The sequence below is a fragment of the Paracoccus caeni genome, assembly GCF_016629665.1.
Lineage (GTDB): Bacteria > Pseudomonadota > Alphaproteobacteria > Rhodobacterales > Rhodobacteraceae > Paracoccus > Paracoccus caeni.
On record NZ_JAEPRQ010000001.1, the window covers coordinates 707,662 to 724,633 of the forward strand.

Consider the following 16,972-nt stretch of genomic DNA (forward strand, 5'->3'; position numbering starts at 1 on the left):
CAAGGCTCAGGATTTCAGCAGCAGGCCCAGCCGGTCCACGTAACTGCGCGCCTGAACGACCAACTGATCCTGCGTCATCGCATCATCGGTCGCCCAGCGATGAAACGCCGTCGAGACCGCATAGGTCACCGTATGGGCCAGCAGATGCAACGCATGCAGGTCCTCGGACGGCGCGCGTTCCTGCGCCAAAGCCACCAGATCATTGTGAACCTTTTCCAGCGGCGCATGGTAAATCGCCAGCAATTCCGGCGAGGTTTCCAGCAACTCGCCGATCATGCTGATCAGCTCTCGGTCAAGGCTTTTAGCGGCAAGCTGTCGCGCCACAACGTCGAACAGATCATCGATCAGCGTCCCCGTGGCCTCGCGGAACAACTGTTTCGATTCTTCGCTGATCGGGGTGAACGGACCGACCAAAGCGGCATCCTTGTTGGGGTAGTAGTTGAAAAAGGTGCGCAGACTGATCCCCGCCCGCGTCGCGATCAGGTCGGTCGTCAACGCGCAATAGCCCTGCTCAATCGCCAAAGACACGGCGGCGCGCTGGATTTCACGCTCGGTCTGATGACGGCGTCGATCACGAAGCGTTGAGGTTTCGGCCATTTTTCGATTCTCCCCCGAAATTCACGTAAGGCAAATATTGCACACTATGCATTTGTGTGCAATTTGCATGTTACCAGACCGCATCCTGCGGCGCGATTCCATGCAAAGGATTTCAGAATGCCCAACCTTCGTTTTCCGGTAAGCCTTGGTTTTGCGGGGCTTCTGGCACTCGCCGCGCCCGGTCTGGCGCAGGAGGCTGGACAGATGCCGCCGAAACAGGTCGGCGTCGTCGAATTACAGTCGCAGGACGTGCCGCGTGTCGCCACGCTGCCGGGCCGCGCGGTGTCCAGCGCGCAAGCCGCGATCCGGCCTCGGGTCGGCGGCATCATCACCGAAATTCTCTACGATCCGGGCAGGCCGCTGAAGGCGGGCGATCCGATGTTCCAGATCGATCCGACCACCTACGAGGCGAACCTTTCCAGCGCCCAGGCCGACGTTGCCTCGGCCAAGGCATCGCTGGCGCAGTCGCAATCGGCCAATCAGCGGACCGAACAATTGCTGGGTTCCGGCACCACGCAGGCGCAGGTGGAAACCGCGCGGGCGACGATGGAACAGGCGCAGGCCTCGGTTCAGCGGGCCGAAGCGGCGTTGAAACTGGCGCAGGCAGAGCTGGACTGGGCGACGGTGACCAGCCCGATTGACGGGATGGCAAGCGTGGCCGAAGTCTCGGTCGGCGATCTGGTGACGGCGGGGCAGGCGGACCATCTGGCAACCGTCATCCGTCTGGACCCGATCGAGGTCGATATGTACGAGCCCTCGGTCCGGATGCTGGCGGTGTTCAACGACATCACCGCCGGGCGGCTTCAGGTGACCGACAGCCTGCGCGCCACGCTGATGCTGGAAACGGGCGAGACCTATCGCGCGACCGGCGAATTGCTGGCCCCCGGCTTCACCGTCTCGACCTCGACCGGCGCAATCGACATCCGCTTCCGTTTCGACAATCCCGACAACCTGCTGCTGCCAGGCATGTTCGTGCGCGGTCAGGTTGAGCTGGGGACGACCAAGGCTGTTCTGGTGTCGCAATCGGCGGCATCGCGCGACCGCACCGGCAAGCTGTCGGCTTGGGTGGTCGAGGACGGCAAGGCCGTGCAACGCGAACTGGTCGATGACGGCACCTATCAGAATAGCTGGATCATCACCGAAGGCGTCGAGCCGGGCGATATGCTGGTCGTCGATGGCCGCACCGGCCTGACCGAAGGCGCCGAGGTGGTCGCGGTCCCGGTCAGCTTCGATGATGACGGCGTCGTCCGCGATGCCGCACCCGAAGGCGAAGCGACCGAAGGCGCAGCGGATGACAGCCCGGCGGATGCAGATCAGGCGGGCGAAGCCGCTCCGGCGGCGGAGTAACGGCAGATGGCAAATTTCTTCATTCATCGCCCCGTCTTCGCATGGGTGCTGGCTTTCGTGACCATGCTGGTCGGCGGCCTTGGCCTGCAAAGCCTTGCGGTCGAGCAGTATCCGCAGATCGCGCCCACCACGGTCAGGATCAGCGCGGGCTATAACGGTGCCTCTGCCGAGATCGTCGAAAACTCGGTGACGACTGTGATCGAGGACGCGATGACCGGGCTGGACGGCCTGATCTATATGACCTCGAATTCGTCGCCCGGCTCGGCCTCGATTGCGCTGACCTTCGATGACAGCATCGATGCCGACATTGCGCAGGTGCAGGTGCAGAACAAGCTGCAACTGGTCACCTCGCAGCTTCCCGATATCGTGCAGCAATCGGGCGTGAACGTGTCACGCTCGACCTCGTCGATCCTGCTGGTCGGCGCTTTGACTAGCAGCGACGGCAGCTATTCCTCGCTGGAACTGGGCGATCTTCTGTCGCAGATGATCGAAGACCCGGTCAAGCGGACCCCCGGCGTCGGCTCTATCGATTCCTTCGGCGCGGGCTATGCGATGCGGGTCTGGATGGACCCGATGAAGATGGCGCAATATCAGGTGACCCCCGCCGATATCACCGCCGCCGTGTCCGAGCAGAACACCAACGTCACCGTTGGCAGCCTTGGCGCGCAGCCCGCGCCGGAAGGCCAGCGGCTGACCATGTCGCTGTCGGCACAATCGCAGTTTTCCTCTGTCGAGGAATTCGAACGCATCCTGCTGCGCGTCGATCCCGACGGCTCGACGGTGTTTCTCGGCGATGTCGCCCGGATCGAGATCGGTCAGGAAACCTATGGCGGCGATTCCCGCTATAACGGCAAACCCTCTGCTGGTTTCGCGGTAAACCTTGCGACCGGCGCCAACGCCGTCTCAACCGCCGAGGCGGTGCGCGAAGTCCTTGCCGGTGTTGCCCCCTCGCTGCCCGATGGGGTCGAGATCGCCTATCCCTACGACACCTCGCCCTTCGTCGAGGAATCGATCAACCACGTCTATACCGCGCTCTTCGAGGCGGTCGGGCTGGTCTTTCTGGTCATCCTTTGCTTCCTGCAAAGCTGGCGTGCGACGATCATCCCGGTCGTGGCGATCCCGGTCGTGCTTCTGGGCACATTCGGCGTGCTGGCGGCTGCGGGCTTTTCCATCAACACGCTGACTATGTTCGCGCTGGTCCTTGCCATCGGCCTTCTGGTCGATGACGCCATCGTCGTCGTCGAAAACGTCGAGCGGGTGATGGAGGAAGAGGGCCTAGGCCCGCTTGAAGCGACCGAGAAAAGCATGGGCGAGATCACCTCGGCGCTGGTCGGCATCGTGCTGGTCCTGTCGGCGGTGTTCCTGCCGATGGCCTTCATGACCGGCGCGACGGGGGTGATCTACCGACAATTCTCGATCACCATCATCACCGCCATGGTGCTGTCGCTGGGCGTCGCGGTCATCCTGACCCCGGCCATGTGCGCCAGCCTGCTGAAGCCGCGCAAACATGGCGACGGCATTGCGCCGGCCCGCTGGTTCAACCGCAATCTGGACCGCGCCACCAACGGCTATGCCAGCACCGTCTCGCGCCTCGTGCGCAGACCGTTCCGCATGCTTGTGGTGCTGTTCGCCATCGGTTTCGGCGCCTATGCGCTGTATCAGGAACTGCCCGGCTCGTTCCTGCCGGACGAGGATCAGGGCGTCATGCTGGTCATGGTGGAGACGCCAGAAGGCTCGACCATCGCCCAAACTCAGGCGCTGGTCGAACGGGTCGAAGGCTACCTGCTGAACGACGAATCCGAGACGGTGGAATCGGTCTTTGCGGCGCTGGGCTTCAGCTTCACCGGCGTCGGCCAGAACACCGCCATGGTTTTCGCGAAACTGCATGACTACAAGGAACGCGAAGGCCATGACATCGCCTCGCTTGTCACCCGTGCCAATACCGAATTCTTCCTGAACAACCGCGCCGGTCAGGTCTATTTCCTGCAACCGCCCGCGATTCAGGGGATGGGCGCGTCCTCCGGCTTCACCATGCATCTGGTCGATCAGTCCGGTGGCGGGCAAGAGGCGCTGTCGGCGGCGGCGGACGAACTGGTCGCCAAGACCCAGACCGATGGCCGCGTCGTGAACCTGCGCGGCAACGACGCCCCTTACGAGACCTCTCTGCGCCTCGACATCGACCAGCAGAAAGCGGCTGCCTATGGCCTCTCGATCTCCGAGGTGAACGCGATGCTGTCGATCATCTTCGCCGGTCGCGACGTGAACGACTTCGCACTTGGGAATGAACTGCGCCCGGTGGTCGTGCAGGGCGAAGGCTCTGCCCGCGCCCAACCCGAAGATATCGAGCGCTGGTATGCCCGCAATGATCAGGGCGAGATGGTGTCCTTTGGTGCCTTCTCGTCGCAGGTCTGGGATCAGGAACCGCAGGCGCTGGCGCGTTACGGCGGCACCCGTGCGCTGGAACTCAGCGGGGCGGCGGCGCAGGGTCTGTCCTCGGGCGCGGCCATGGAGGCGATGGAGGAACTGGTCGCCGATATGGATGGCGGTTACAGCACCGCATGGACCGGCCTGTCCTATCAGGAACGACTGTCGGGCAATCAGGCACCGATGCTGTTCGCGCTTTCGGCACTGGTGGTCTTCTTCGCCCTCGCCGCGCTTTACGAAAGCTGGACCGTGCCGCTGGCGGTGATGATGACTGTGCCCATCGGCATCCTTGGCGCGCTGGCTGCGGCCCTGCTTTTCGATCAGTCGAACGACGTTTACTTCAAGGTCGGCTTGTTAACCACCATCGGCCTTGCGGCGCGAAACGCGATCCTGATCGTGGAATTTGCGCAGTCGCTGGTCGCGCAGGGCAAGACGCTTATCGATGCTGCGATCGAGGCGTCGCGGATGCGTCTGCGCCCGATCCTGATGACCACCTTCGCCTTCATTATGGGCGTGCTGCCGCTGGCGCTTGCCAGCGGTGCGGGGGCAGGGGCGCAGAACTCGATCGGGATCGGCGTTGTCGGCGGCATGATCTCATCCGCAGTCATCGGGATCTTTCTGGTGCCGGTCTTCTATGTGGCGGTTCTGGAAGGCGTGAAGATGCTGTCAAGAAAGGGAAAAACCTCATGATCTCTACCCGTTTCGGACGCCGCGGCCTTCTCGTCTCGCTGCTGGCTCTGTCCGCCTGCGCGGCGGTCGGGCCGGACCCGACCGACCTGCCGACGCCCAATCTGCAGGCGGGATTCGAGGAAGGCCAAGGCACCGCCACCAGTACCTCGACCGCCTTCTGGTCCGGCTATAGCGACGCCACCCTGAACCGGCTGATTCAGCAGGGGATGGGGCAAAGTTTCGACATCATGGCCGCGAACGAGCGGATCCGGGCTGCGGCGGCGGATATGCAGGCGGCGGGCGTGCTTGGTTCGCAAGTCGGCGGCACCAACAGTGCGGGACGCGAGCGGTCGGGCGGCGATGGCATCCCCGCCGCGACCGTGAACACCGCGAACCTTTCGGCCAGCTTCGTCTTCGACCTTTTCGGCGGCGCGCGGCGCGGTCGTGAACAGGCGGCGGCAGCCCATGCCTCTGCCGAGGCTGAGGCGCAGACCGTCCGGCTGGCATGGCTGGCCGAGGTGATCTCGACCTATGCCAATGCCCGCTTTTATCAGCAGGCACTGGCTTTGACGCGTGAGACGATCAGCGCCCGCGAAGGTACGCTGGGCGTGACCCGCAACATGGAATCGCTGGGCCTTGCCACCGAATACGACACCGCCCAGACCGAGGCTTTGCTGGCCACAGCCCGCGCCGATTTGCCGAATTACGAGGCGCAGTTTAACGCGCAGGTCTATCGCCTCTCGACGCTGCTGAACCTGCAGGCGGAACCGCTGATGCGGCAGATGCGCGGCGGCTCGGCCCAGTTGCGGACGCCGCCGGGACCGGGAACCGGCGTTCCTGCCGATCTTCTGCGCAGCCGCCCGGACATTCGCGCCTCGCAAAGCGACTACGCGGCGGCTCTGGCCGGGGTTGGTGTGGCGACGGCGGATCTTCTGCCGGCGATCTCGCTGACCGGCACGGTCACGGATCGCGGCGGTTCGACGACCTGGGGCTTTGGCCCCGGCCTGTCGCTGCCGGTTCTCAATCAGGGCGCGTTGCAGGCGACCCGCAATCGCCGTCTGTCCGAAGCGCGTCAGGCCGAGATTGCATGGAAATCGCAGATCGCCTCGGCGGTCGAGGATGTGCAGGTCGCGCAATCGAACCTGCGCCGCTATCGTCAGCGCGCCTCGACGCTGGACAGCGCGGCCTCGTCATACGACCGCGCCTATGCGCTGGCCCGCGACAATTTCGAAGCCGGGGCGCTGCCGCTTGTGGACCTTCTCGACGCTGACCGCCAACGCGCCGCCGCGCGCCTGTCCGCAGCCGAGGCTCGCAATGCCGCCGCCAAGGAATGGGCCGCCCTGCAGATCGCGACCGGCGCAGGCTCTACCGCTACCCGCTAACCCGGCTTTCCCAAACCTCGTAAGGTGCGTGCATCGCGCGCGCCTTACCCCGTCGCGCAACACCAACCGTGCGATAGCTGTGCACACCCGGTGCACATCCTGTGCCTCTCTGGTGCACGCGCTGTGCAGCCCTTTCCCCAGCATTTGCTGGAGAGAACCGCATCGGCGATTTCTCCGTTGCAAAAATACCGATTGCAACGCCCGCCCCGTTGCGCGGCCCGGATCAGGCGATCCGGGTCACCAGCGGCTGCAATCCGGCAATCTCCACGGTGACGGTCTGCCCGCGCGTAACGGCCCCAACCCCCGCAGGCGTTCCGGTATAGATCAGATCCCCCGGCTGCAGCGCGACGAAGCCCGACAGATAGGCAATCACATCGGCCACCGGCCAGATCATCTCGGCCAGATCGCCCACCTGCCGCACCTCGCCATCGACGGTCAGCGAGATCGCCCCGCGCTCCAGCAGCCCGGTCTGCTCAACCGGCGTCAACGCTCCGCAAGCCGCTGAAAGATCGAAACCTTTCGCCAAATCCCAAGGCCGCCCTGCCTTCTTCGCCTGCGCCTGCAGATCGCGCCGGGTAAAGTCGTTCCCCGCCGCATAGCCCCAGATCATCCCCGCCGCCGCCTCTGCGGCAATATCCGTGCCACCGCTTTTCAGCGCCACCACCAGTTCCGCCTCGAAATGCAGATCCTGCGTCTGCGGTGGATAGGGCAGATCGGCCCCGTCGGTCAGCAGCGCATCGGCGGGTTTCGAGAAGAAGAAAGGCGGCTCGCGATCCGGGTCATGCCCCATCTCACGCGCATGATCGGCATAGTTGCGCCCCACGCAATAAATCCGGCGCACCGGAAAGCGGCGGCTGTCCCCAAGGATCGGCAGGGACGGCAAAGCAGGCGGGGTCAGAACGAATTCGGCAGTCATGGCATCAGTCTCCGATTATCCGGGCGGCCTTGCGCTGACGCGCCGCCCATGGTGACGATAAGCCCGCACTCTGGCGACCGCCAGCGGCGAAGCGAGGAAAGGGCAGGGAATGCGGGTCAACTGCAAGGGTGTCTGGCTAAGCGCCGATCTGGGCCAGCCCCGGCAGATCCTGTCCTTTGCACCCTGGCGCCCCGGCTTCGTCACCGCCCGCCGCATCGCCATCCGGCAGGTGCGCGACGCCGATCTGGGACCGGGCGTCGATGTGCAGGACTGGCTGTCGGGTCAGGTGAGGCAGGCAGGATATGCCGATGATGTGGTCATGCTGACCTCACGCGGGTTGCAGCACCATCGCCGTGCCGAGGCGGGTTTGGTCAGTTGCCTCGCGACGGTCGGTCTGGGGAATGCCGAACGGATCGGCCACCGCCGCAGGCCGCAAGGCAATGGCAGCTACGGCACCATCAATATCCTGCTGCTGGCAGAGGCCGGGCTGTCCCGGCCCGCGATGATCGAGGCGATGACCCTGATCGCCTCGGCTCGCACGGCGGCGGTGATCGATGCCGGGCTAAACCTGCCCTCGGGTGCTGCGACGGGAACCGGGACGGATTGCATCGCGCTGGCCTGCGCGGCGGGGGCGATGGATCATGTCGGGATGCATACTGAACTGGGCGAAGCCATCGGGCGCGCGGTCTATCAGGCGGTTCTGGCAGGTGCGCGCGACTGGATTTCGACCCATGGCAACAGCCTGCCGGGTGATCCGCAGCGCCCCTGAATACGAAGCGACCCCCGAAAGGGGGCCGCAACGCTGCTCGTGAGGAGAGGTCGTCGTCAGAGGCGCTCACCAGATGAAATCGTCGGCATCCATCTGACCCTTGCGGAAATCCTCGATGATCAGGCGGTGGCTGCCTATCGACAGAACCACGTCATCGCCGCTTTGTTGAGCCGACGCGCGGACATCCGCCCAACTGTCGAGGCCCGAAAAAGAGCGCAGATTGATCTGATCGTCGCCCGGCTCGAAATCGCGGATCACGTCACGCCCGCCGGTGAAGACAAAGACATCCGCGCCCTCGCCACCATGCATGGTGTCGTTGCCCGCACCGCCGTTCAGCGTGTCGTTGCCTTCACCACCGACCAGCGCGTCATTGCCGGCTCCGGCCAGAATCCGGTCATCGCCTTCGCCACCCCAGATCCTGTCGTTGCCGCCGCCCGAGTTGATGTTGTCGTTGCCTTCCCCGGCGCGGATGCTGTCGCGACCATTGCCGGACTGAATGGTGTCATTGCCCTCGCCACCGAAGATGACGTTGTTACCATGCCCGGCATTGATGAAATCATTGCCTTCGCCGCCAAGGATACGGTCATTGCCCGACCCGGCGATGATGCGGTCATTCCCCTCGCCGCCGTCGATCGTGTCATGGCCGCCGCCACCGTTCAGCGTGTCATCGCCCGACCGGCCATAGATCAGATCCGAAACCTTGGTACCGGTGATGCGGTTGTCGTCGTCGTTTCCACGGTAAGTCGCCATGGTCATTCTCCTGAATGGGGCGGTGTGATGAAAGGCCAGCCGTTATCCGCCCGGTGCAACGACCAGCCTTATGCGACCGGGCGATGCGGCCCGGATATTCCAGAAATGACAGGGCTTTCCTGTGACCTTTCACCCCAAGGGGCGCAGCCTGTCCTGCCTGCGAGAGAGGTGACGGGTTGTCTTTCCCGTTCTCTGATCCGTTTACGCGCGGGGTTTGGGTTTATTCCCCGCCGGTCGAATTTTTTATTCGGAAAGTGCTGTCGCTTCCTCAGCGGCGGTCAAAGGCGCGCTTGCGCCAGCCGAGGTCAGGAAGCCGTCGAGACCGGGAATGTCGCCCGAGGCGGGCTGATAGCCGCCATCGATCTGCAAATCCGCGGCAAAGCGTTCGGCCCAGCCATCCGCGTCGCGGCAGGCAACGGCCACGCGCGCATCGCCATCGCCCGTCGTCTGGTATTCACGGCAGAACGCCCCGTCTTCCATCCGGTAAGAGGCGATCATCGTCAGATCACCCTCACCCAACGTCCGCATCTCGCCCGAGGGCAGTTCGTTCAGCGCAGCCACCTGAGCCGCGCCGATGCCGCCCTGATCCGGGCCACGCGCCTGCCACCAGATACCGCCCGCAACGGCCAGCGCGAAAGCAGCGGCGATTGCGGTGGCAAAGGGGCGTAAGTTGAAATTCGCGGGCTTTGGCAGGGTCGCAGGACCGGCCACCTGCGCAGGCGCAACCGAGGCTGCGCGGATGCGCGCGATCAGATCTTCATCCTGCGACGATGGTTGCGCCGCCGGAATATCGGCCTGCAACATGGCGCGCGTCTTGGTGAAAAGATGCAGCCTTGCCTGCAAGGCGGGATCGGCCTCGACGGCGGCCTTCACCTCTAGCGCTTCCGCAGGCTCTAGCTCGCCATCGGCAAAGGCCATCAGGGTGTCGTCATCGATCTGCATCTTCGCCTCGTGGAAACGGGTTGGGTTGTTCCCCAGCATACGGATGGACGATCATTTTATTCCCAGTTTTTCGGCAAGCGCCAGCCGTGCGCGGGACAGGCGGCTCATCACCGTGCCTTTCGGAATATCCAGCACCTCGGCGGCCTCGGCATAGCTTAGCTCTTCGATACAGACGAGATGCAGCACGTCGCGCTGTTCGGCGGGCAAGGCCTCCATCGCCTCGACCGTCGATTGCAGCATCAGCCGCGACTGGATCACCGCCTCGCCATCGGTTGAGATCACCTCGGGCATCTCGAACACATCAAGCTGCGTGCCCTGCGTGCGATTGCGCCGGGTCATGTCGATGAAAGCGTTGCGCAGGATGCGGAAAAGCCAGGGCTCTAGCCGTGTCGAAGGATCGAAACTTGCGTGATTGGTCAGCGCCCGCTCGACCGTGATCTGGACCAGATCGTCGGCAATATCGGCCCGCCGCGACAGCGACATTGCATATCGCCGCAGATTGGGCAGCAATGCGATCAGGGCCTCGCCAAACGCCGGAGTCATCGTCCCTCGGAGATACTGTTAATTTTTATTCAACTGTCGGAATATTTGCACGGGGCGGCGCGTAGGAGTCCAGAACCGACCGACGGAAGGCATGCAAATGTTACAAAATCGTTTTGCAACTGTCATAATTGCGGCGATGCTGCTGACCGAGCCCGGCATCGGGCCTCATGGTCCCGAGCTTGGCCGGGCAGCTTATGCCGATGATGACGATGACGGCCCGCGTGGCTTGCTGCGCGGGTTCGGCCTTCGCATTGGCGGCGATGATGATGACGATGACGACGGCCCCACGGTCCGCCGCCAGATTCGGGTGCCCGCGCCAGCCCCCACTCCGGCTCCCGCACGGGTCGCGGCACCCTTGCCGCAGCGTGCCCCAGACGAGGTTCTGGTGCGCGGATTGTCGGATGACGAACTTGCCGGGCTTGAGCAGCAGGGTTTCTCGGTCATCCAACGCCGCGATCTGACCTCTGGCCAGCCGCTGTTCCGTCTGCGCAAGCCCGACGAATTGGACCTGCCAGCCGCCCGGCAACTGGTCCGAGAACTGGACTCGCCCGAAAGCACCGATTTCAACCACTACTATCGCAGCGAACAGGGCGAGGCCTGTCAGGGCGCGGATTGTCCCGCGCGGCAGATGATTGCGTGGCCTGCCGGTGGTGGCGGTTGCGGCGCGATGCCGCTGATCGGCATGGTCGACACCGGACTGAACGCCGATCACGCGGCCCTGTCAGGTGCGAATATCAAGGTGCACCACATTGATCCCGGCGAGAATGGCGCCCCCTCGGACCTGCTGCACGGGACCGCCGTTGCCTCTCTGCTGGTTGGTGATAGCGACAGCCGCTCGCCCGGTCTGGTGCCCGAGGCGCGGCTGATCGCGGTCGATGCTTTCCACCGCGACGGCAGCGATCAGCGGGCGGATGCCTTTGGGCTGGTCGAGGCGCTGGATTATCTTCAGGCGCAGGATGTGCGGATCGTCAATCTGTCGCTGGCCGGTCCGCAGAACACGGCGCTCAGACGCCAGATCCGGCTGATGCACGAAGATGGCATTCTGATCGTGGCGGCGGCGGGGAATAACGGCCCCTCTGCACGGCCAGCCTATCCGGCCGCCTATGACCGGGTGGTCGCAGTGACCGCCGTCGATCGTCGGGGCGAGGTCTATCGGCGGGCGAACCGGGGCAAACATATCGATCTGGCCGCGCCGGGGGTCGAGGTCTGGACAGCCGCCTCGATCAGCGGGGCGAGGACCAAGACCGGCACCTCCTACGCCGCCCCCTTCGTGACGGCGGCGGCGGCGTTGATCCTGCAGGCGCAACCCGATCTGGAGATCGGCGAGTTACGCAAGCTGTTATCCGAAAACGCCCGCGATCTGGGCGAGGCGGGGCGCGATGACATCTTCGGTCAGGGCCTGCTGACGCCACCGGAAGTTTGCGGCAGGTCAGGTGACGAGTCTCTCGCCCCGACGCTGGTGAGGGATGGCGCTGGCGCGCCGTAGAGGTGTAACAGGCGCGCAGTTTCCACGATGAAGGCAAAGCGCTTGCCCGGGATCAAAGTGCTGAAGAAGGCGCTCCGGGCAGTATACCCATCGGGCCCTTGGACGGGCGCTTCAGAGATCTTTCCGGCGACGACTCCGTTTGATGAAGCCGCACCAAAACGCGCTCGAATACGGCCTTACAGCGCCAACCTGCGATAGCGCGCTGCCGTCGACGTTGAGCCAAAGCCGCTGTTTCAGGTTTTTTCCACCAACCGCATCGCCTCGCGCCGGGCAAAGGGTTTCATCTTTGCGCCATGTGCCTCAAGAAACGCCCGGACCCGTTCCGCGTCCCGCTTTGACAGATCGCGCAGCCACCACGCGACCGCCTTCTGCAAGAACCAGTCCGGCTCTTGGGTAAGCTGCCCGGCCCAGCCTAAAACCCGTTCTCTGACCGCAAGATCGGCCACCTTCGGGTTGTTCATCTTTGCCCATGGCAACGTCCCGACCAAGGCCGCGCGGCGGGTCCATTTGTTCGCATGGGTCAGCCAGCCCTCGACCTGATCCAGCCGTGCGGGATCTGCCACCAGCCGCTTTTGCCCCGCGATCATCACGCTGTCCGCAATCGCCCAGCCGTCGAAATCCGGCACCCATGAGGCGATCAATCGCCATGCCTCGTCATCCGGCCGAATCCGCGCCTGCGTCAGCAGTTTCGCCGCCGCGACTCGCGCCTCGTGAATGTCGCTGTCCCAAAGTGCCGAGGCGAGGGCCAGCCGCTGATTCAGATCTCGCTCGGCCCGCCAGCCTTGCACCAGATCGTCGATGGCGGGATTGGGCACGCCCAGATAACGCCGCTCGGTCTTGTGATAGGCGCGCATGTCATCGGCCTTTCGGGCATCGGCAAGCGCCTCAAGTGCAGTCAGTTCGTCCATCCGGGTCTCCTTCGCCTGCGATCTTTTAGGAAAGCCGCGGGAAAGGCTCAAGAAGATGGTGGCGGGGGGCGGATGGTAGCGGTAGAAGACGGGCGCAATCATCAGGAAATCCGCCATGTCGCATTCGTCCGAACCCCGCCCGATGACCTCTCGCCGCAGCGGCCCGCTGAAAGGTGTGGCGCAGGTGCCGGGCGACAAGTCGATCAGCCATCGCGCGCTGATCCTTGGGGCGCTGTCGGTCGGTGAGACGAAGATCACCGGGCTGCTGGAGGGCGAGGATGTGCTGGACACCGCCAAGGCGATGGCGGCATTCGGTGCGCAGGTCGAGCGGCACGGACCGGGCGAATGGACCGTCAACGGCGTCGGCGTCGGCGGCTTTGCAGAGCCGGAAGGCGTGATCGATTGCGGCAATTCCGGCACCGGCGTCCGGCTGATCATGGGGGCGATGGCGACGACGGGCATCACCGCGACTTTCAGCGGCGATGCCAGCCTGTCCCGCCGCCCGATGGCGCGTGTCACCGATCCGTTGGCACTTTTCGGGGCCGAGTTCACCGCCCGCGAAGGTGGTCGCCTTCCAATCACGGTCAAAGGCGCCGTTGATCCGGTGCCGGTCCGATACCGCACGCCGGTTGCCTCGGCGCAGATCAAATCGGCGGTGCTGCTGGCCGGACTGAACGTCCCCGGAGATACCGTGGTGATCGAGGCCGAACCGACCCGCGACCATTCCGAGCGGATGCTGGCAGGGTTCGGCGCTGATATCCGCTCTGAGACCACGGATGAAGGTCATGTCATCACCCTGAAAGGCCGGGCCGAGCTTCGCGCCCAGCCGGTCGCGGTGCCTCGCGATCCTTCCAGCGCGGCATTTCCGGTTGCGGCGGCTTTGATCGTGCCGGGCTCGGAAATCCGGGTGCCGGGGGTCAGCCGCAATCCGACGCGCGACGGGCTTTACGTGACGCTGCTGGAAATGGGGGCGGATATCGCCTTCGAGAACCCGCGCGAAGAAGGTGGTGAGCCGGTTGCCGATCTGGTGGTCCGTCACGGCCCGCTGAAGGGCGTCAGTGTCCCGGCTGAGCGGGCTTCCAGCATGATCGACGAATTTCCGATCCTGTCGGTGATCGCGGCCTATGCCGATGGTGTTACGGTGATGAACGGCGTGGCGGAATTGCGGGTCAAGGAAAGCGACCGGATCGACGCAATGGCGCGCGGGCTGGAGGCGAATGGCATCCGGGTCGAAGAGACCGATGACAGCATGACCGTCCATGGCGCGGGCAATGTACCGGGCGGCGGGACGGCGGTGACGCATCTGGACCACCGGATCGCCATGTCCTTCATGGTTCTGGGCATGGCTGCTGAAAACCCGGTCAGTGTCGATGACGGCAGCCCGATCATGACCTCTTTCCCCGACTTTCTGCCGCTGATGCAGGGTCTGGGTGCGGAACTGGGCTGACGCGGCATTGAGTTGGCGGTTTGGGGCTCGTATTCCTTGCATGTGCAGCGAGGGGCGAGACGCCATCGATCCCTCTCGATTAGGTCCTGCCAAGGATGGACTTGCCCGGTTTTGTTGGGAGCGTTTAGCTGACTTCTCGGACCTTTCGCTGGAAGGCGATGCGGTTCTGGGAACTGGGCGATGAATGTCGCCTGACGTGACTATAGAATTCGCCGATGTACCTAGCGACAGAGCGTTGCCCGTCTGGGGGATTGCCATGCGACCGGCCAGATCAACTCGGACTTGATGGTCCTGAAGAATGTGTCCACAATCACATTGTCTTAGCCATTCCCGCAGAGCCCGAATGATCCGAACGAGATAGTCAATACAATATTGACTTGGGAGTCGTTGCTTGGCCCTTACCTTCTCGAAGGTCTGGGTGACGGAAAGGTTTGAGAGATTTCCAGTTCATCCGGAACGCCACATGAAGCAGTCGCAAGAATAGAAAAACTTCTTGCTAAGCATTCCGATCTGTCTGTGATGGAAAGCAAAAAAAATGGGATCTCCGGTGAAACGAGCGAAGACCTTACCTACCAGCCTTGGTTTCGCGTTGACTGCAACGATCATGACGGTGCTTCTGGTGGGTGGACTTTCCAGCGTCAAGGATGAGCCAAGAACGCTATCCTTGAATTTTGGCGCGCACCCGGCTGTGCCGACGGTAATGCAGATGTCATTGAATGGGCGTGTTGTCGTTGAGCATTCGCAGAAAGGCCAAAATGAAAGCGGGCCGATAGAGTATGTGGATGGGCAGGGAGATGCGCTCGATTTCAAGATTGAGTGGTACGATATTCTCGACAATCAGGGATATATAGCAGCAATTCGGCTGCGTGCCTCCGATCTGTCGATTATCGGTGATACTGGTCATGCTGCCGTTAAAATCATCCTAGGGCCGGGCGCGGATGTAACTGTAACTACGACAAACGCAAAAGCCGCCGCACTTATCAGAGAGCGACGTGGTGCAGAATTGGCCTCGGTCGCAAACGAGCCTGACATTCTTCTTGCAGAGCTTTGCGCTGATCGCCTGGCTGCTGATGATCCTATCTTGGCGGATCTGAAGCAGGATGCTGAGAGATTAAAGGACACGCAGCAGAGAGCCTATAATAAGATGAGTAGGCAAAGTTATCTTGATGAGCACGGCGTTCTTGCTCCTCGTTGCACAATCGAAGGCTGAAGCATCATGCAGGGTTCGGACAAGGCTGCTATCGCGCAGAACGTGGCACAGGCGTCAGCGCAAGAGCGGGAATGGCGCCAGCGGATACGATTTCGGTCGGCTGCGAGCTCATCAGAGCGGGCATGTTCTTCGACGGAACCGGTAACTCGCGCGACCACGTACCTGTCGGTGGACGTACTTGGCATACGAATGTTGATTTGCTTCAAAGGAATTACATTAGCGCGACTTCGGTCACCCAACAGGTCGAAGGGCGGGATCGTAAGGTCAGTTTCTTTTCGATCTACAAAAGAGGGATTGGCGTAAACGCCGCCGGCGATTCCAGCGACGACAAGATCCGATGGTACGGGCTTCCCCGTGAGCCCCGAGCGCTTGGCGAAAGCGGAAGAAGTTAGTGTCAGGGCTCATAACCAGAACATGACGGTTGCGGCGAGTGCGATGGCGGAGAGGAAGACTTTCGGGCATCTGTCGTATCGAGTTGCGACGCGCCGCCAATCTTTGAGCCTGCCGAACATGATCTCAATGCGGTTCCGTCGTCTGTAGCGGCGCTTGTCGTATGTGACGGGCTTGCCTCGGGACTTCCTGCCCGGGAGACAGGGCTTGCCCCCTTGTTTTTCGGGGCTTCGCGGAACCAATCCGCATCGTAACCGCGGTCTGCGAGCAGCCAGTCGGCCTTTGGCAGACTGCTCAGGAGCTCCGCCGCGCCGACGTAATCGCTGACCTGTCCGGCGGTCATGAAGAAGCGAATGGGTCGTCCGTTGGTATCAGTGACGGCATGCAGCTTGGTGTTCCGTTCTCCGGGAAAACTGTCCCCCGGACAGTTTTCTGATCCTCCGAACCCCTTGGTTCGCCCGATCAGCCGCCCACATCCCCCTTTTTCGACAGCAGGCTCGATGCTGTGCGATGGGCTTTCAGATACCCTCGCCGTGGCGCTCGAACCAATGGCGCTGCCACGCTCGACATCGATCATGATCGTCTTGTGTTCGGCGCTCTCGGTGGCCAGGCTCACCATGATCCGGGCGAAGACACCATTGTCGCTCCAACGCTTCCACCGGTTGTAGAGTGTCTTTGCCGGGCCGTATTCCTTCGGCGCGTCACGCCAGCGCAACCCATTGCGATTGATGAAGATTATGCCACTCAGGACGCGACGATCATCGACGCGGGGGCTTGCCATGGCTCTTCGGAAGGAAAGGCTTGAGGCGCTCCATCTGGGCGTCGGACAGCCAGTAAAGGTTGCTCATCGTTCAGGTCTCCTTGCAAGGCCTGAATCATGCCAACGGTCTCAAATCAATGGGTCCTGAGCCTAGCAAGATGGTAGGTCCAGAAAGCAGCCGGACCTTCAAATCGCAGTATAACGGGCTTGTCTCGTCCTGGGCCGAACAGCACGCTGGTCAGTTGACCCCGGCGGAGTTTGGCGCGTTGCGGCAGTCTGTGGCCGAGGCCCTTTACCGTCAGCTTGATGACGTGAAGGTCTAAAGAGGCTCGGGCTCGCTTCTGGGGGCGCTGGCCGCGATGGACATCAACCTGCTTGACGAGATTGCTGCCCGGGTGGACGTCGCCAACCCCGATCTGAGCAATCCCCTCC

At 63.0% G+C, this 16,972-nt stretch carries 15 protein-coding genes; 8 read left to right on the forward strand and 7 right to left on the reverse strand.

Annotated elements, in window-relative coordinates; genetic code table 11:
- Positions 1-6: 6 nt before the first annotated feature.
- On the reverse strand, positions 7-597 hold the full coding sequence (locus tag JJJ17_RS03405; RefSeq protein WP_200683782.1) for a TetR/AcrR family transcriptional regulator: 591 nt from the start codon (positions 595-597) through the stop codon (positions 7-9).
- A 117-nt stretch (positions 598-714) separates the two neighbouring features.
- Between JJJ17_RS03405 and JJJ17_RS03410 the strand changes: the two genes are divergently transcribed.
- The 3 genes from JJJ17_RS03410 to JJJ17_RS03420 are packed head-to-tail and all read left to right on the forward strand — an operon-like array spanning position 715 to position 6,419.
- Entirely contained in the window at positions 715-1,944 is a 1,230-nt protein-coding gene (locus JJJ17_RS03410) for an efflux RND transporter periplasmic adaptor subunit (protein ID WP_200683784.1), read from the forward strand.
- A 6-nt stretch (positions 1,945-1,950) separates the two neighbouring features.
- A complete protein-coding gene (locus tag JJJ17_RS03415; RefSeq protein WP_200683786.1) occupies positions 1,951-5,058 on the forward strand; it encodes an efflux RND transporter permease subunit in 3,108 nt (1,035 codons plus the stop codon).
- Positions 5,055-6,419 (forward strand): efflux transporter outer membrane subunit, encoded by a 1,365-nt coding sequence (locus JJJ17_RS03420; RefSeq protein WP_200683787.1) that lies wholly within the window; start codon positions 5,055-5,057, stop codon positions 6,417-6,419. The genes JJJ17_RS03415 and JJJ17_RS03420 overlap by 4 nt, the downstream gene beginning before the upstream one ends.
- A 223-nt stretch (positions 6,420-6,642) precedes the next feature.
- Here the strand turns inward: JJJ17_RS03420 and JJJ17_RS03425 are convergent, their stop codons facing one another.
- Positions 6,643-7,335: a fumarylacetoacetate hydrolase family protein gene (locus JJJ17_RS03425; protein WP_200683788.1), complete on the reverse strand. Its 693-nt coding sequence runs from the start codon at positions 7,333-7,335 to the stop codon at positions 6,643-6,645.
- Between the two features lie 109 nt (positions 7,336-7,444).
- Here JJJ17_RS03425 and JJJ17_RS03430 point away from each other — a divergent pair, with 109 nt between their 5' ends.
- Positions 7,445-8,104, forward strand: a complete 660-nt coding sequence (locus tag JJJ17_RS03430; RefSeq protein WP_200683789.1) for an adenosylcobinamide amidohydrolase — start codon at positions 7,445-7,447, stop codon at positions 8,102-8,104.
- 66 nt (positions 8,105-8,170) lie between these two features.
- On the opposite strand, the gene JJJ17_RS03435 is transcribed toward JJJ17_RS03430, so the two are convergent.
- From JJJ17_RS03435 to JJJ17_RS03445, 3 genes are all read right to left on the reverse strand, one after another.
- Complete coding sequence (locus JJJ17_RS03435; protein ID WP_200683790.1) at positions 8,171-8,854, reverse strand: calcium-binding protein; 684 nt, start codon at positions 8,852-8,854, stop codon at positions 8,171-8,173.
- 243 nt (positions 8,855-9,097) lie between these two features.
- Positions 9,098-9,796 (reverse strand): anti-sigma factor family protein, encoded by a 699-nt coding sequence (locus JJJ17_RS03440; RefSeq protein ID WP_234463850.1) that lies wholly within the window; start codon positions 9,794-9,796, stop codon positions 9,098-9,100.
- Positions 9,797-9,847: 51 nt separating this feature from the next.
- Positions 9,848-10,339: an RNA polymerase sigma factor gene (locus tag JJJ17_RS03445; RefSeq protein WP_200683792.1), complete on the reverse strand. Its 492-nt coding sequence runs from the start codon at positions 10,337-10,339 to the stop codon at positions 9,848-9,850.
- A gap of 97 nt (positions 10,340-10,436) precedes the next feature.
- Between JJJ17_RS03445 and JJJ17_RS03450 the strand changes: the two genes are divergently transcribed.
- Positions 10,437-11,825: a S8 family serine peptidase gene (locus tag JJJ17_RS03450; protein ID WP_234463851.1), complete on the forward strand. Its 1,389-nt coding sequence runs from the start codon at positions 10,437-10,439 to the stop codon at positions 11,823-11,825.
- Positions 11,826-12,058: 233 nt separating this feature from the next.
- On the opposite strand, the gene JJJ17_RS03455 is transcribed toward JJJ17_RS03450, so the two are convergent.
- Entirely contained in the window at positions 12,059-12,733 is a 675-nt protein-coding gene (locus tag JJJ17_RS03455; RefSeq protein ID WP_200683793.1) for a DNA alkylation repair protein, read from the reverse strand.
- Positions 12,734-12,848: 115 nt separating this feature from the next.
- Between JJJ17_RS03455 and aroA the strand changes: the two genes are divergently transcribed.
- Both aroA and JJJ17_RS03465 read left to right on the forward strand, forming a co-directional pair.
- Positions 12,849-14,180, forward strand: coding sequence for a 3-phosphoshikimate 1-carboxyvinyltransferase (aroA, locus tag JJJ17_RS03460; protein ID WP_200683795.1), 1,332 nt, complete (start codon positions 12,849-12,851; stop codon positions 14,178-14,180).
- 547 nt (positions 14,181-14,727) lie between these two features.
- Complete coding sequence (locus JJJ17_RS03465) at positions 14,728-15,390, forward strand: hypothetical protein (protein WP_200683796.1); 663 nt, start codon at positions 14,728-14,730, stop codon at positions 15,388-15,390.
- 394 nt (positions 15,391-15,784) lie between these two features.
- Here the strand turns inward: JJJ17_RS03465 and JJJ17_RS03470 are convergent, their stop codons facing one another.
- Complete coding sequence (locus JJJ17_RS03470; RefSeq protein WP_456152405.1) at positions 15,785-16,561, reverse strand: IS5 family transposase; 777 nt, start codon at positions 16,559-16,561, stop codon at positions 15,785-15,787.
- Positions 16,562-16,698: 137 nt separating this feature from the next.
- Between JJJ17_RS03470 and JJJ17_RS03475 the strand changes: the two genes are divergently transcribed.
- The gene (locus JJJ17_RS03475; RefSeq protein WP_200683798.1) at positions 16,699-16,863 is read left to right on the forward strand and encodes a hypothetical protein; all 165 of its coding nucleotides are present in this window, start codon (positions 16,699-16,701) and stop codon (positions 16,861-16,863) included.
- The last annotated feature ends 109 nt before the right edge of the window (positions 16,864-16,972 follow it).

Coding starts and splice junctions, on each gene's coding strand:
- aroA (WP_200683795.1), top strand. CDS start 12,849: ATGTCGCATTCGTCCGAACCCCGCCCGATGACCTCTCGCCGCAGCGGC.
- JJJ17_RS03420 (WP_200683787.1), top strand. CDS start 5,055: ATGATCTCTACCCGTTTCGGACGCCGCGGCCTTCTCGTCTCGCTGCTG.
- JJJ17_RS03415 (WP_200683786.1), top strand. CDS start 1,951: ATGGCAAATTTCTTCATTCATCGCCCCGTCTTCGCATGGGTGCTGGCT.
- JJJ17_RS03450 (WP_234463851.1), top strand. CDS start 10,437: ATGTTACAAAATCGTTTTGCAACTGTCATAATTGCGGCGATGCTGCTG.
- JJJ17_RS03405 (WP_200683782.1), bottom strand. CDS start 597: ATGGCCGAAACCTCAACGCTTCGTGATCGACGCCGTCATCAGACCGAG.
- JJJ17_RS03440 (WP_234463850.1), bottom strand. CDS start 9,796: ATGCAGATCGATGACGACACCCTGATGGCCTTTGCCGATGGCGAGCTA.
- JJJ17_RS03455 (WP_200683793.1), bottom strand. CDS start 12,733: ATGGACGAACTGACTGCACTTGAGGCGCTTGCCGATGCCCGAAAGGCC.
- JJJ17_RS03410 (WP_200683784.1), top strand. CDS start 715: ATGCCCAACCTTCGTTTTCCGGTAAGCCTTGGTTTTGCGGGGCTTCTG.
- JJJ17_RS03470 (WP_456152405.1), bottom strand. CDS start 16,561: ATGGCAAGCCCCCGCGTCGATGATCGTCGCGTCCTGAGTGGCATAATC.
- JJJ17_RS03430 (WP_200683789.1), top strand. CDS start 7,445: ATGCGGGTCAACTGCAAGGGTGTCTGGCTAAGCGCCGATCTGGGCCAG.
- JJJ17_RS03435 (WP_200683790.1), bottom strand. CDS start 8,854: ATGGCGACTTACCGTGGAAACGACGACGACAACCGCATCACCGGTACC.
- JJJ17_RS03425 (WP_200683788.1), bottom strand. CDS start 7,335: ATGACTGCCGAATTCGTTCTGACCCCGCCTGCTTTGCCGTCCCTGCCG.
- JJJ17_RS03475 (WP_200683798.1), top strand. CDS start 16,699: ATGGTAGGTCCAGAAAGCAGCCGGACCTTCAAATCGCAGTATAACGGG.
- JJJ17_RS03445 (WP_200683792.1), bottom strand. CDS start 10,339: ATGACTCCGGCGTTTGGCGAGGCCCTGATCGCATTGCTGCCCAATCTG.